We start from the raw sequence: 13,569 nt of genomic DNA, 5'->3' as shown, positions 1-13,569 counted from the left end.
TTCATATCCTGAGTTCCACAAGGAGGCCCATTATGGCTTTTGAACTTCCCGCTCTTCCCTACGCCTATGACGCCCTCGGCCCCTACATGAGCGCCGAGACGCTGGAATTCCACCACGACAAGCATCATCAGGCCTATGTCACCAACGGCAACAAGCTGCTGGAAGGCTCGGGCCTCGAGGGCAAGAGCCTCGAAGAGATCGTGAAAGAGAGCTACGGCAAGAATGCCGGCCTCTTCAACAATGCCGGACAGCATTACAACCACCTGCATTTCTGGAACTGGATGAAGCCAAATGGCGGCGGCACCTCGCTGCCCGGGACGATCGCCAAGGCGATCGACACCGACCTCGGTGGCTACGACAAGTTCAAGGCGGATTTCACCGCCGCCGGTGCCGGCCAGTTCGGGTCCGGCTGGGCCTGGCTCGCCGTCAAGGATGGCAAGCTCGAGGTCATGAAGACCCCGAACGGCGAGAACCCGCTGGTGCACGGCGCGACCCCGATCCTCGGCGTCGACGTGTGGGAGCACTCCTATTACATCGACTATCGCAACGCCCGTCCGAAGTATCTCGAGGCGTTCGTCGACAGCCTGATCAACTGGGAATATGTCGAGCAGCTCTATACCGCTGCCAGCTAAGCACTAACCGCTAGCTTTGTTCAGCCCGTCCGCGCCCTGCGTGGGCGGGCTTTGTTGTGGCGAAACGAAACGCACATCGCTGATTTTAGTGGGTTGGCGAAGCAGTTGGAACGATGGTAACGATCTATTAACCATAGTGAGTTTACCGCCCATGGCTTCAGCCGCCCGCACCATTGCCATTCTCGTTGCCAACCCAGCCCTCAGCTCCGTGCTGAACATGGTGCTGGCGACAAACCCGAATTTTCGGGTGCGGACGTTCCACAGCCTTTCCGCCATGCAGACCTATATGCGGATCGCTGCCGTCGACATGGTGGTCGCCGATTATGATTGCGCCAGCGCCAGCGCCGACCGCGTGGCGATCGCTCTGCGCGCCGATCCCGGGCTCTTTGCCAGTGATTTCCAGCTGATCGCGCTCACGTCCGCCGTCTCCCCGACCCTGGGCAGCCGTAGCGAAGCCGCCGGCATCGACGAGGTGATCGTCAAGCCGATGTCGCCGCGCTACCTGCAGGAGCGGGTCGAAGCCCGGCTGGAGCATGGCGCCGCCCGTGTGCCGCCGATGCGCGGCTCCGATCCGATCGAGGCGGATTTCTCGCGCTATTCCAATGTCGTGCCGCTGTTCGGCCACGCCCGGACACAGCCGGCGCACTAACCGCCCGCCATTCGTGCTTTTGAGGTCAGGTCTTGGCGTTCAGCGCCGAGGCGATCTTGTTCCAAAGATCATCGACATTCTCGGTGATCGCCACCTTGCGTTCCGAGTGGCGCACGGAATGGCTGACGATATCGCCCATGAAACCGCGGATCACTTCGAAGGCGCGATTGCGGTTGAGCAGGATCATCGGCTTGGTGCCGGGACCGGCCTTGACCCAGGCCCGATAGAGCGTGGCCGTGGACGCCAGCGAACCCGGCAGACCGACAAAGCCATCGGCGAGGCTGGCGATCCGAAACAGCCGCGCTTCCGGCCCCGGCAGGCGCTCCAGCGGCACACCGCTCAGCGCCGAGGGCGGCACATAGTCGTCACCGGCAATAATCGTTACCTCGCCGCCGGCCGCGCGGGCACTGGTGATCAGCGGCAGGGTTTCGAGCTGCGGTTCGGCGAGGCAGACAATCCGCGCCCCGCGCTTGGCCAGGAGCGTCCCGACCTGCGACATGATCGAGGAGCGCTGCGGATCGCCCGGCCCGGCATTGGAGGCGAACAGGGCCAGCATCGGCCGGGTCTTGGTGACGTCCATCAGCGCTTCCCGCTCAGGCTGCCCAGAATGCCGCGCACCAGCGCCCGGCCCAGGCTATTGGCCATCGAGCGGCCGAACGAGGTCATCGCGGCTTCCATCGGGCTGGCGCGGGTCGAGCGCCGCGGGCGGCTGGCGCGTTCGGCCTTTTCGCGGGCGCGCGCCTGCTTTTCCGCTTCTTTGGCGGCTTCCGCCGCAGCCTCGGCCGCCTGACGGGCCGCGGCCCGCACGGCCAGAACCTCATAGGCGGACTCGCGATCATCGAGCCGGTCATAGATGCCAGCGACGGGTGAGGTGGCAATCATCGTCTGGCGCTCGGACGGGGTGATCGGCCCAGGCCGCCCCACGGGCGGGCGCATCATGGTGCGGCCGACCATCGAGGGCACACCCTTGTCCTCGAGCACCGAGACCAACGCCTCGCCGACGCCGAGCTGGGTGATCACCTCTTCGGTGTCGAAGTCGGGGTTGGGCCGGAAGGTCTCTGCGGCGGCACGCACCGCCTTCTGCTCGCGCGGCGTATAGGCGCGCAGCGCGTGCTGCACCCGGTTGGCCAGCTGCGACAGCACGGTGTCGGGCACGTCGGCCGGGTTCTGGGTGACGAAATAGACGCCGACGCCCTTCGAGCGCACCAGCTTCACCACCTGCTCGACCTTGTCGATCAGTGCCTTGGGCGCGTCGTTGAACAACAGGTGCGCCTCGTCGAAAAAGAACACCAGTCGCGGCTTTTCCGGGTCGCCGACTTCGGGCAGTTCCTCGAACAGCTCCGACAGCAGCCAGAGCAGGAAGGTCGCATAGAGCCGCGGCGAGGCCATCAGTTCGTCCGCCGCCAGCACCGAGACATAGCCGCGCCCGTCGGTCGTCGTGCGCATCAGATCCGAAATCTCGAGCGCCCGTTCCCCGAAGAAATGCTCGCCGCCCTGCTCTTCCAGCACCAGCAGCGCCCGCTGCACGGCCCCGACACTGGCAGCGGCGACGTTGCCGTATTCGCGCGAAATCTCCTTGGCGTTCTCCGACACCGCGATCAGCAGCGCGCGCAGGTCCTTGAGGTCGAGCAGCAGCAGCTCATTGTCGTCGGCATAGCGGAAAGCGATGTTGAGTACGCCCTCCTGGGTATCGTTGAGATCGAGGATGCGGCTCAACAGCAGCGGCCCCATCTCGGAGACCGTGGTGCGCACCGGATGCCCCTGCCGGCCGAACAGGTCCCAGAAGATCGTCGGCGACACGCCCGGTTCGTATTCGGTGAGGCCGATGTCATTGGCGCGCTTGACCAGAAAATCCTTGGCCTCGCCCATGGCGCCGATGCCCGACAGGTCGCCTTTGATATCGGCGCAGAACACCGGCACGCCCGCCCGCGAAAACCCTTCGGCCATGATCTGCAGCGACACGGTCTTGCCCGTCCCCGTCGCCCCGGTGATCAACCCATGACGATTGGCATACTTCAGCCGCAGGTATTCGGGCTGCGTGCTGGTGCCCAGATAGAGCCGGTCGGGAAGGAGCATGGGGCCTCGCTTCGGGGATTCGGTCGATGGCTCCTCTATAACCGGGGGATATGGGGCTGCCAAACGAAAGCGCCGTGCCTCCTCCCCATTCCCTGTTAACCGGCACTCGCCTAATGTTTGGGCATGCCGATCTCGCGTCGCCATCTGCTGCTGGGCCTTTCCGCGCTGCCGCTCGCGCCGGTGATGGCGCATGGGCAATCGTTGGATGCGACGACGCTGGGCCTCGCTACCGACTCCGTCGACGATCAGAGTGCCGCCTTCCAGGATGCGCTACAGGCCGCGGCCGCCGAAAGCCGCCCACTGTTTCTACCCGCCGGCACCTATTTCGTCGGTAATCTGCAAATGCCCAGCCGGGTGATCGTTCATGGCATTCCCGGCGCCACCGTGCTCAGCGCCAGCAATGAGCTGCCACTGGCGCGCATCGCGGGCTGCGTGCAGTCGGGCTTTTCCGGCGTCGGCTTCGTCGCGGGACCGGGCGGGCCGGCAGGGGTCAACCGCGGGCTGATCGAAATCGAGGCCAGCAATGAGATCACCATCGACAATTGCGATTTTTCGGGCGGCGCGGCCAATGGCATCGTCGTGCGCGATGCCGGCGCCAGCATCACCGGCTGCACGCTGTCCGGCCACGGGCTGGCGGGCCTGTTCGCCGTCGACAGCCGCGGGCTGACCGTCAGCAGCAACCGGATCACCGGCTGCGGCAATGGCGGCGTACTCGTGTGGGCCAGCACCAAACGCCATGACGGGTCGATCATCAGCGACAACACGATTTCCGGCATCGGCGCCACCAATGGCGGCAATGGCCAGAACGGCAATGGCATCCACATCTTCCTCGCCGACGACGTCATCGCTGCCGACAACCAGATCACCGATTGCGCCAGCTCGGCGGTGCGCACCAACTCGGGCGCCAATATCATCGTGTCGGACAATCTGTGCCGGCAGTCGGGCGCCACGGGCATCGTCGCCGAGTTCGGATTTTCGGGCGCAGTGATCTCGGGCAATGTCGTCGATGGCGCGGCGTCTGGCATCCTGATCGGCTCGGCCAATGGCGATGGCCGGCTGAGCAGTTGCACGGGCAATGTGGTGCGCAACATCCGCCCCGCGCCTGAGGGCACATCCCGCGCGCCCTTCGGCATTGCCGCCAGCATCGACACGACGATCAGCGGCAACAGCGTCGATGCCGTCCCCGGCATCGGCATTCGCGCCGGTCAGGGCGAGGTGCGCAATCTCGCGGTCACCGGCAATGCCGTCACCGCCAGCACCACGGGCATCGCCGTCAGCGTCACTGCCGATCCGCCACCGGGTCCGGTGACTATCAGCGGCAATGTGCTTGGCGCGGGGGTCACCAACCCCCTGGTCGCCATGGATGGCGACAGGGTGGTCAGCGCCGATCTCAGCCGTGATATCGGCCGCTACCCCCACATCAGCCTCGGCGGCTGAACCAGATCCCTAGGCGTCGAGACCCAGCGGGTCCTCATCCAGCGGCCAGATGGGCCGTGGCAGCCGCTTGAACGGAAGCTGGCTCCAGTCCGGATTGGAGGTCCCCGGCGTCGCGACGAACAATTGCTCGCGCACCCGCCCGACGAACAGGTCCTTGTGCTTGTAAAGGTTCTTGATCGAGATGACCTGCTTGGCCTCCCAGTCGATGCCATGCAGCGTGAACAGGCTCAGCGAGAACAGGTTGGTCCGCTGCTCGGTCAGCAGCACCTCGATGCCCTCGACCCGCACCACCGCCACATCACCCATGCCGATCTTTTCGTCGCCGATATGGGTCTGGAAGGCGTCGCGCTTCAAAAACAGCACCTCCGCCTCGACATCGAGCGGCGGGCCTGAATAGGGCTCGAACTTGCCGCCGATCCTGAGGGGCAGCCTGGCCCCCACCCCGACCTGGAAGCAGATCTTGACCGCCATCGGGTCCCACAGCGGCGCCACGACGGCATCGAGGATGCCATTGTCGATAAAGGCCCGCAGCACATGGGTGGTGTCGCCGGGCGCGCCCGAGCCGATCTGGTCGGCCGTGTCGGCGATCAGCAGCGGCTGGTCGCCCGTCTCCCGTGCCGCCGCAATCGCGTCCTCGAACGGGGTGAACGGCAGCGTCGCCTCTCGGCGGATCTTGTAGAACCACTCGCCGTAGTGCTTTGCCGCCGCCTCGGCGATCCTCATGTCACCATCGGCAATGGCCAGCATCTTGGCGCCGGCCAGCGGCACGTCGGCCCAGGGAAACCCATGGTTCAGCGACAGCGACAGGATGCCGTCCTTGCCCTCTGCCGCGATGATCGCGTCCGAAAACGCGATCATCGGCCCGTCCATCGTCGTCGGGAACAGCCCCATGGACCGGCAATCGAACAGCGCCATCTTCGGGTCGATCTCACCGGCCAGCAGCTGCCGCATCAGCGCGAACAGGTCCTCGGCCCGTTCGGCGTGGTCGATATGCGGGTAGGTCTTGTAGATGACGATCAGGTCCGCCGCATCGACCAGCACCTCGTCGATATGACCGTGCAGATCGAGCTCAACGCCGATCCTTGTCTTGCTGCCGACGATCTCGCGCATGCGCCGGACGAGGTCGCCCTCGCAATCGTCATAGCCATCGGCCACCATGGCCCCATGCAGATAAACGAGGATCGCATCGACCTCGCCGGCGGCCCTCAGATCATCGAGAATGCGATCGCGCATCGCCTCGTAATCACCCTTCACCGTATTGCCCGCCGGGTTGGCGAAGGCGAAGAGGCTCTGCACCACGTCCCAGCCGGCCGCGCGGCCGTTCTTCAGCCAGATCTGGCCCGGCGACGACCAGGGCGAACCCGGCACGCTCTCAATATCCCCCTCGACCCACAGGCACTTGCGAAAGTCGTCGATGCCGGTCGGAAAGGACGCGAATGTATTGGTCTCGGTGCCGAGCGTGGCGATGAACAGGCGCATGATGATCTCCCCCCAGATGCCCCCAGCCTAGGCCGCGTCCCCGTCCGCCGTCCATTGTCGGCGGTTTCGTCGGAAGGAACGGCCACCGGCTGATCCGAGATTGCGCTAACCTGGCACAGAGATGATTCTGGGGGAGAGACCATGCTTGCCGATCGTCACGCGGGTTTTGCGGCGCTGCACCAGTCCGGGTGCTTCGTCATCCCCAATCCTTGGGACGCCGGCTCGGCGCGGATGATGGCCGCTTCCGGCGCCCGGGCGCTGGCGACCAGTTCGGCCGCGCTGGCCTTCACCCTTGGGCGTCCGGACATGGGCAGCGTCAGCCGCGACGAGGCACTGCGCCATGCCGAGCAGCTCGTCGCAGCGACGGCCCTGCCCGTCTCCGGCGATTTCGAGAACGGCTTCGCCGATGCGCCCGATGGCGTCGCCGAGACCATCCGTCTCGCGGCGGAGGCGGGGCTCTCCGGCTGTTCGATCGAGGATACGCAGATGGTGGACGGCCATCCGGCCTATTCCTTTGAACTGGCGGTCGACCGCATCGCGGCCGCGGCCGACGCTGCGCGATCGCTGGCGCGGCCCTTCATGCTGTGCGCCCGCGCCGACGGGGTGATGAACGGCGCATATGATCTCGACGAAGCCATTGCCCGCATCAAGGCCTTCGAGGCGGCCGGCGCGGATCTTGTCTATGTGCCGGTGCCGGGCAGCGCCGAGGCCCTCCGCCGCGTGGTCAGTGCCGTCGAGATCCCCGTCAATGCGCTGGCCACCGGGCCGATCGCCGCGCTCGGGGTGGCCGGGCTCGCAGAGATCCGCGTGCGCCGCATTTCCACCGGCTCGATGATCGCCCGGCTCACCCATGCCGCTATCGCCGAAGCCATGACGGCGATCGGTGCGGGCGATTTCACGCCATTCTCCGGCGCAGCCAAGGGCAGCGTGATCAACCAGATGCTGGAGGACGGCGCCAAGGACGCCTGAGCGCCATCACTCACTGGCTGGTCGAAACCTGCGCCACCATCTGCCAGCCGGCGTCCGTCTCATCAAAGCAGATGCCGACGGCAAAGGGCTTTTGCATGTCGATCACGTCGTAATCCAGAAAGCCGACGCCCCCTTCTGGCAGATGCACGGCAATCCAGTAGCCCAGGGCATCGGTCTCGTAATCGAGCGCATAGAGCCGGTCAGGTTCCAGTGTGAAAATGGTCTCGCTGCCGGCCTCGGCTTCCGCGTGCAGTGGGGTCGGCGCGTCGACATAGAAGAACGACGAACTGTAAATCCCCATATGCTCGGCCAGCGCCGCCACGCCGTCGACGTCGAAACTGCGATAGCCATAGGTACAGATCGCGTCCGGCACCATCGGGTCGCTGCCCCACACCCGCCCATCGGTCAGCGCGTATTTGATGAAGTCGCGCTCGGCATAGATCGCGTAGGGCGTCTTGTCGTCGGGGCTCGACGCCATCTGCACGCCCCCTCCGGTGCGCCAGGCGAGTTCGGTGAGCTTGTCTTCAGCACTCTCGAAGGGACCAATCGTCTCGGTGAAACGCGGAAGGCCCAGTTCCAGCCCACCATCGACCGTCAATACGGTATCGGCGATCAGCGCGGCGATGGCCGGAACATCGTCCTTCTCAACTGCCGTGATCAGGTCGGCGGCGGCGGCCTCGAGCCCCGGCGGCGCCTGCACCTCAACGGCCGGGGCAAGCGCGATCGGCTCATAGAGCTCGCCCGCGCTGGCGGCTCCGCCGATGACGATTCCGCTCAGCACGGGTAGGACGAACAGACTGACAGACAGGCGCATGGCTTCCCTCCCTTTCGCCGCGTCCCAACGCGGCCGACGAAGATAGGACGTTCGCATGCGCCAAAAGCTTGGGTAAGCCCCTAGATGGCGCTGCGCATCTCGCCGACGGTGAAACCGCGCACATTGGTCAGGGGCTGGTGGGCGAAGCGTTCGAGAACGTCGCGCTGGGCCGCGTCGGGATCGGCGTGGCGCAGCAGCAGTCCCGCCACCATCGCCTGGCTCGCCGGAATATTGCCGTCGTCGCATTTCAGCGCATAGCCCCAACCCTTGTCGCGGATCGCGCCGCACTGCACGCCCTCGGCGCCGACCTTCTGCATCGCCCGGCCGCCGAAGGCCTCCATCACCAGTGTATCGAGATGGCCGGTGCCGGCAACGAGCAACGGATGGCTGGTGGCGGCGTCGAAAATGCGTTTTGCGGCGGCCGCCAGATCGTCGGGCAGCCCCTTGCCGGTCGCCATTCTTGCGAAGCCCTGCGCAAAGCCTTGCAGCGGCGCTGCATAGGTGGGGATCGAGCAGCCGTCGCGGCCGCAAAGGTCTTCGCTGAGCGGCGCACCGATGACGGTTTCGATGGCCTTGCGCACGGCCGCCTGCACCGGGTGGTCGCGCTCCACATAGCCGGTCGCATCGATCCCCAGCGCCCTGGCGACGCTCAGCATACCCGAGTGCTTGCCCGAGCAGTTGTTGTGAAGCGCGGTCGGCGCCCCGCCGCTCGCCAATAGCGCCTTGCGGGCAGCGCTGTTGGTCGGCGGATGCGCCCCGCACTCGAGATCGGCCGGCCCCCGGCCGATATGGTCGAGAAAGGCCGCGACGCCGTCGACATGCACGTCTTCGCCATGGTGGCTGGCGCAGGCCAGAGCCAGTTCCGCGTCGGTCAGTGCCAGGCTGTCGATCGCCCCAGAGGTCACCATGGCCAGCGCCTGCATCGACTTGATGGCCGAGCGCGGAAACACCGGGCGCGCGATATCGCCCGCCGACGCAATTACCGTCCCGTCGGCATCGCAGATCACATAGGCACCGCGGTGGATGTTCTCGACAGTGCTGCCGCGGGTCTGCTCGGCAAGAATCGGATTGGCGGTCATCGGGGGCGTCTCGCTGATGCGGGAAGAAGGTTCGGCTGCCGCTTTACACCATCGCCGGCCTGCCGCGTAAGGCCTTCGTCCTGCGCGAACGGCACGCAAGAAAAAGGCCCGCTGGGGAGCAGCGGGCCGTAGAGTTGTTCATTTTGGAGGTCGTTCAAATCGATAATGCATGGGCAGGTTCAGCCGTTCCCTGGCGCCTGGCAAAAGACGCCGGGGCCGGCAGGTTTCAGATATCCCAGTCGTCGTCGGCGAGGGTCAGGTAGCTGGCATTCACCCAGCCGCGGGCATTGCCATTTTCCACGAGGCACCAGTCCGAGCCGCCCTGCGGGGCGATGATGCAGCGCTCGACCCAGACGCTCTCATGGGGATCGAAAGCGCCGACCTTCTGCGAGTAGGAGGCGGGCCACTTGCGCACGTTCAGCACATCCCACCACTTGACGCCGGACACGTGGGCCGGGGTTTCGACACTATACCCAGCGGCCTTGGCGGGCTGCACGGCGAAGGCGCCGGCGCTGGCAACGATCAGGCCGGCAAGCACACCGACCAGCAGCTTTTCGTGGATCATGTTCATCTTGGCGTCCTTTCGGGGTGCCGAATTGCATTTGTTGATCCGCTTATCGCCCCCCGGGCTTGAACCGGTCCTGATCCGCGCATTCAGAAAACGTTCATGCGCCCGGCAGCCGATCGCATGCCCGAGCCGCCAAACCGCCCTGCCCCCGTTTACCTCCTCCGCCACCATGCTAGTTTGCCGCCAAAGACGTATTCGGGAGGATGTGGCGTGACGAAAGTTCTGGTGACGGGCGGCAGCGGCAAGCTGGGCCGCGCCGTGCTCAAGGATCTGGTGACCAATGGCTATGAGGTCATCAATCTCGATCAGACCCTGCCGGCCGAAAAAATCTGTCCCACGGTCCGCATCGATCTCAGCAATTTCGGCGAAGTCGCTACGGCCATTCTCGGCGGTGTCGACGAAAAATCCGGGCCCTTCGATGCGGTGGTGCATCTCGCCGCCATTCCGGCGCCGGGCCTGTTCGCCAATGCGCGCACCTTCGCCAATAATGTGCCCTCGAGCTACAATGTCTTCGAAGCCTGCAAGCTCGCCGGCATCACCAATGTCGTCTTCGCTTCGTCGGAAACCGTGCTCGGCCTGCCTTTCGATACGCCGCCGCCCTATGTGCCGGTGGATGAGGAGTATTTCCCGCGCCCCGAGAGCGCCTATTCGCTCGGCAAGCTGCTCGACGAGACCATGGCGGCGCAATATTGCCGCTGGAACCCCGAGCTGAAGATGGTCGGGCTGCGCTTTTCCAACGTCATGTATGTCGAGGATTACGCAGCCTTCCCCGGCTTCAACTCCGACGCGCATGCGCGCAAATGGAACCTGTGGGGCTATATCGATGCCCGCGACGGGGCACAGGCGGTGCGGCGCGGCCTCGAGGCCGACTTCAAGGGTTTTGAACCCTTCATCATCGCCAATGCCGACACCGTCATGTCGCGCTCGAACGACTCGCTGATGGCCGAGGTCTTCCCCGGTGTCGAACACAAGACGGCGCTGAGCGAAAACGGCACGCTTTTGTCGATCAACAAGGCCAGGCGGATGCTGGACTACAATCCGCAGCACTCCTGGCGCAATCACGTGTGATGACCACTATGTCCAAGGTACGCCTCGGCGGCTACGGCCTACCCGTCGGCAGTGACGACCCAGTCGCTTTCGCCCGCGCCCATCGCGATTTCGGCTATTCGGCCGCCTATGTGCCCGCCACGCTGACGGCCGACGATTCCGCCTCGCTCGCCGCCTTCACCAGGGCCTTCGCCGATGCCGATGTGCTGCTCGCCGAAATCGGCATCTGGCGCAGCCTCGTGCCGCGCGACGAGGCCCAGCGCAAGGCAAACCTGGCCTATGCGGCGGACAAGCTGGCGGTCGCCGATGCGGTCGGCGCCGGTTGCGCCGTCACCTATATCGGCTCGCTGGACGACACTGCGCACGCCCGGCCGGTCGCTGCCAATTTCTCCGACGAGGCCTTCGATGCCGCGGTCGAAACCGCGCGCTATCTGATCGATCTGGTCAAGCCGACGCGCACCAGGTTCGCCCTCGAAATGATGCAGAACTCGCTGCCCGACAGCATCGACAGCTATGTGCGGCTCATCAAGGCAATCGATCGGCCGGCCTTCGCGGCACATCTCGATCCGGTCAACATCATCATGACGCCGCGGACCTATTGGGACAATGCCGCGCTCATCCGCGCCTGTTTCGACGCGCTGGGCGAACACATCGTCTCGTGCCACGCCAAGGACATAAGGCTCAGCGACGAGGCGGCCGTGCATCTCGACGAGGTCCAGATCGGCGAGGGTGTGCTCGACTACGGCACCTATCTCACCGAGCTCGCCCGGCTGCCGCGCAAGGTGCCGCTGATGCTGGAGCATCTGCCCGACGACGCCTATCCGCTGGCCCGGGACCGGGTGTTTGCCGCCGGAGACGCCGTCGGCATCGGCTTCGTTCACCCCAACTGATCCGGCATTCAACTGTTGGTGAATCGTCACAGAGCGGTCACAGTGTGACGGTGCTAGTCTAGGAAAACCTGCCCCACCCGTGGAGACGCCATTTGGGCGCCTATATCCTGCGTCGCCTGCTGCTGATCATCCCGACCATGTTCGGGATGCTTGTCGTTTCCTTCGTCATCACCCAGTTCGCGCCCGGCGGCCCGGTCGAAAACTATATTGCGCAGATCCAGGGCCAGTCGGTGTCTTCCTCATCGGCCATCATGGGCAATGAAGAAGGCGATTTTGCCGGCCAGAACATCGTCCAGTCGACGACGTCCGATGGCAATACCTCCAGCTATCGCGGCGCTCAGGGCATGCGGCCCGAGATCATCGCGCAGATCGAAAAGCAGTTCGGCTTCGACAAGCCGCCGCTCGAGCGCTTCTTCACCATGGTGTGGAACTACCTGCGCTTCGATTTCGGCACCAGCTATTCGCAGGGCATTCCGGTCATCGACCTGATCATACAGAAGCTGCCGGTGTCGATCACGCTCGGGCTGTGGATGACGCTGCTCGCCTATGGCATCTCGATCCCGCTCGGCATCGCCAAGGCGGTTCGTGACGGATCGCGCTTCGATGTCAGCACCTCGACCATCGTCATTGTCGGCTATTCGCTGCCCGATTTCGTCGTCGCCGTGCTGCTGATCGTTCTGTTCGCAGGCGGCAATTTCCTCGATATCTTCCCGCTGCGCGGGCTCGTCTCCGAGAACTGGTCCACCCTGCCGTGGTGGCAGCAGATCCTCGACTATTTCTGGCACATCATCCTGCCGATCACCGCCATGGCGCTCGGCGCCTTCGCCACCTCGACGCTGCTGATCAAGAACTCGTTCATCGACGAGATCCGCAAGCAATATGTCACGGTCGCCCGCGCCAAGGGGCTCACCGAAAAGCGCGTGCTCTACGGGCACGTCTTCCGCAACGCCATGCTGCTGGTCATTGCCGGCTTCCCAGCCGCCTTCGTTGGCGCGTTCTTCGGCGGCTCGCTGCTCATCGAAACCGTGTTCTCGCTCGATGGGCTGGGGTACCTGGGCTACAAATCCATCATCAACCGCGACTATGCGGTGGTCTTTGCCACCTTCTACATCTTCTCGCTGGTCGGGCTGGTGCTCGGGCTGATTTCCGATCTCATGTACATGTGGATCGACCCCCGCATCGATTTCGAGAGCCGGAAGGTCTGATGCAGACGACCCTCAGCCCACAGCCGGTGTCCGAACCCGCCGACACGCGACGCGGCGTGCCGCATACGAAGAAATCGCGCCTGTCGCCGCTCAACCAGCGCCGCCTCAAGGTGTTCTCGTCCAATCGCCGCGGCGTCGTGAGCCTGTGGATCTTCCTCATCCTCCTCGCGGTGACGCTGGTCTCCGAACTCGTCGCCAATGACCGGCCGCTGCTCGCCTCCTACAAGGGCGAACTGCTTTTTCCGGTCCTCGTCGACTATCCCGAGGAAAAGTTCGGCGGCTTTTTCGCCGTCACCAACTATCGTGACCCCTTCATCGCCGACGAGATCGAGGCCAATGGCTGGATGCTGTGGCCGCCGATCCGCTACTCCTATCGCACCGTCGACGAGGCGCTGTCGGTCCCCGTCCCTTCCGCGCCCTCCTGGCTGCAAAGCGCTGAGGTGCGCTGCGGACTGTTCGCGGACGGCGTCGACGACGCCAATTGCAACATCGGCAACTATCACTGGCTCGGCACCGACGATCAGGGGCGCGACGTCCTCGCGCGCGTGCTCTACGGCTTCCGCATTTCGGTACTGTTCGGGTTGATCCTCAGTTCCGTCTCCTCGGTCATCGGCATCGTCGTCGGGGCCACGCAGGGGTTCTTCGGTGGCTGGGTCGATCTGCTCGGCCAGCGCTTTCTCGAAATCTATGGCGCCATCCCGCAGCTCTATCTGCTGCTCATCAT

The 13,569-nt window shown here is 64.8% G+C and carries 13 protein-coding genes and 1 pseudogene; 8 read left to right on the top strand and 6 right to left on the bottom strand.

The window, feature by feature from the left end; genetic code table 11:
* Positions 1–32 precede the first annotated feature (32 nt).
* Together ACN0TK_RS14630 and ACN0TK_RS14625 are read left to right on the top strand one after the other, a co-directional pair.
* The gene (locus ACN0TK_RS14630) at positions 33–632 is read left to right on the top strand and encodes a superoxide dismutase (protein WP_417310260.1); all 600 of its coding nucleotides are present in this window, start codon (positions 33–35) and stop codon (positions 630–632) included.
* Positions 633–783: 151 nt separating this feature from the next.
* The gene (locus ACN0TK_RS14625; RefSeq protein ID WP_417310259.1) at positions 784–1,281 is read left to right on the top strand and encodes a hypothetical protein; all 498 of its coding nucleotides are present in this window, start codon (positions 784–786) and stop codon (positions 1,279–1,281) included.
* A 25-nt stretch (positions 1,282–1,306) separates the two neighbouring features.
* On the opposite strand, the gene ACN0TK_RS14620 is transcribed toward ACN0TK_RS14625, so the two are convergent.
* Together ACN0TK_RS14620 and ACN0TK_RS14615 are read right to left on the bottom strand one after the other, a co-directional pair.
* Positions 1,307–1,861: a hypothetical protein gene (locus ACN0TK_RS14620; RefSeq protein WP_417310258.1), complete on the bottom strand. Its 555-nt coding sequence runs from the start codon at positions 1,859–1,861 to the stop codon at positions 1,307–1,309.
* Positions 1,861–3,357: a helicase HerA-like domain-containing protein gene (locus ACN0TK_RS14615; RefSeq protein WP_417310257.1), complete on the bottom strand. Its 1,497-nt coding sequence runs from the start codon at positions 3,355–3,357 to the stop codon at positions 1,861–1,863. Before ACN0TK_RS14615 ends, ACN0TK_RS14620 begins: the two co-directional genes overlap by 1 nt.
* Positions 3,358–3,480: 123 nt before the next feature.
* Between ACN0TK_RS14615 and ACN0TK_RS14610 the strand changes: the two genes are divergently transcribed.
* Positions 3,481–4,794 carry a TIGR03808 family TAT-translocated repetitive protein gene (locus ACN0TK_RS14610; RefSeq protein WP_417310256.1) on the top strand — a complete coding sequence of 438 codons (1,314 nt, stop codon included), beginning with the start codon at positions 3,481–3,483 and terminating at the stop codon, positions 4,792–4,794.
* 9 nt (positions 4,795–4,803) lie between these two features.
* Here the strand turns inward: ACN0TK_RS14610 and ACN0TK_RS14605 are convergent, their stop codons facing one another.
* Positions 4,804–6,273 carry a M81 family metallopeptidase gene (locus ACN0TK_RS14605; protein WP_417310255.1) on the bottom strand — a complete coding sequence of 490 codons (1,470 nt, stop codon included), beginning with the start codon at positions 6,271–6,273 and terminating at the stop codon, positions 4,804–4,806.
* 141 nt (positions 6,274–6,414) lie between these two features.
* Between ACN0TK_RS14605 and ACN0TK_RS14600 the strand changes: the two genes are divergently transcribed.
* Positions 6,415–7,242 (top strand): isocitrate lyase/PEP mutase family protein, encoded by an 828-nt coding sequence (locus tag ACN0TK_RS14600; RefSeq protein WP_417310254.1) that lies wholly within the window; start codon positions 6,415–6,417, stop codon positions 7,240–7,242.
* A gap of 10 nt (positions 7,243–7,252) precedes the next feature.
* On the opposite strand, the gene ACN0TK_RS14595 is transcribed toward ACN0TK_RS14600, so the two are convergent.
* The 3 genes from ACN0TK_RS14595 to ACN0TK_RS14585 all read right to left on the bottom strand — a co-directional run bounded on the left by ACN0TK_RS14595 (position 7,253) and on the right by ACN0TK_RS14585 (position 9,706).
* On the bottom strand, positions 7,253–8,056 hold the full coding sequence (locus ACN0TK_RS14595) for a hypothetical protein (protein WP_417310253.1): 804 nt from the start codon (positions 8,054–8,056) through the stop codon (positions 7,253–7,255).
* A gap of 80 nt (positions 8,057–8,136) precedes the next feature.
* Positions 8,137–9,135: an asparaginase gene (locus ACN0TK_RS14590; RefSeq protein WP_417310252.1), complete on the bottom strand. Its 999-nt coding sequence runs from the start codon at positions 9,133–9,135 to the stop codon at positions 8,137–8,139.
* Between the two features lie 226 nt (positions 9,136–9,361).
* Positions 9,362–9,706 (bottom strand): SH3 domain-containing protein, encoded by a 345-nt coding sequence (locus ACN0TK_RS14585; RefSeq protein WP_417310251.1) that lies wholly within the window; start codon positions 9,704–9,706, stop codon positions 9,362–9,364.
* 207 nt (positions 9,707–9,913) lie between these two features.
* Between ACN0TK_RS14585 and ACN0TK_RS14580 the strand changes: the two genes are divergently transcribed.
* The 4 genes and pseudogenes from ACN0TK_RS14580 to ACN0TK_RS14565 form a co-directional block, all read left to right on the top strand.
* Complete coding sequence (locus ACN0TK_RS14580; protein ID WP_417310250.1) at positions 9,914–10,771, top strand: NAD-dependent epimerase/dehydratase family protein; 858 nt, start codon at positions 9,914–9,916, stop codon at positions 10,769–10,771.
* 8 nt (positions 10,772–10,779) lie between these two features.
* Positions 10,780–11,640: a sugar phosphate isomerase/epimerase family protein gene (locus ACN0TK_RS14575; RefSeq protein WP_417310249.1), complete on the top strand. Its 861-nt coding sequence runs from the start codon at positions 10,780–10,782 to the stop codon at positions 11,638–11,640.
* Between the two features lie 92 nt (positions 11,641–11,732).
* Positions 11,733–12,845: a microcin C ABC transporter permease YejB gene (locus tag ACN0TK_RS14570; protein WP_417310248.1), complete on the top strand. Its 1,113-nt coding sequence runs from the start codon at positions 11,733–11,735 to the stop codon at positions 12,843–12,845.
* Positions 12,845–13,569 (top strand): annotated as a pseudogene (locus ACN0TK_RS14565) (ABC transporter permease); the annotation flags it as partial. The gene ACN0TK_RS14570 and the pseudogene ACN0TK_RS14565, both read left to right, overlap by 1 nt.

Origin of the sequence: Devosia sp. (genome assembly GCF_048261455.1) — a bacterium.
GTDB lineage: Bacteria > Pseudomonadota > Alphaproteobacteria > Rhizobiales > Devosiaceae > Devosia_A.
Note: the sequence above shows the minus strand (reverse complement) of the source record. Positions and strands in the feature narration are given on the sequence as shown.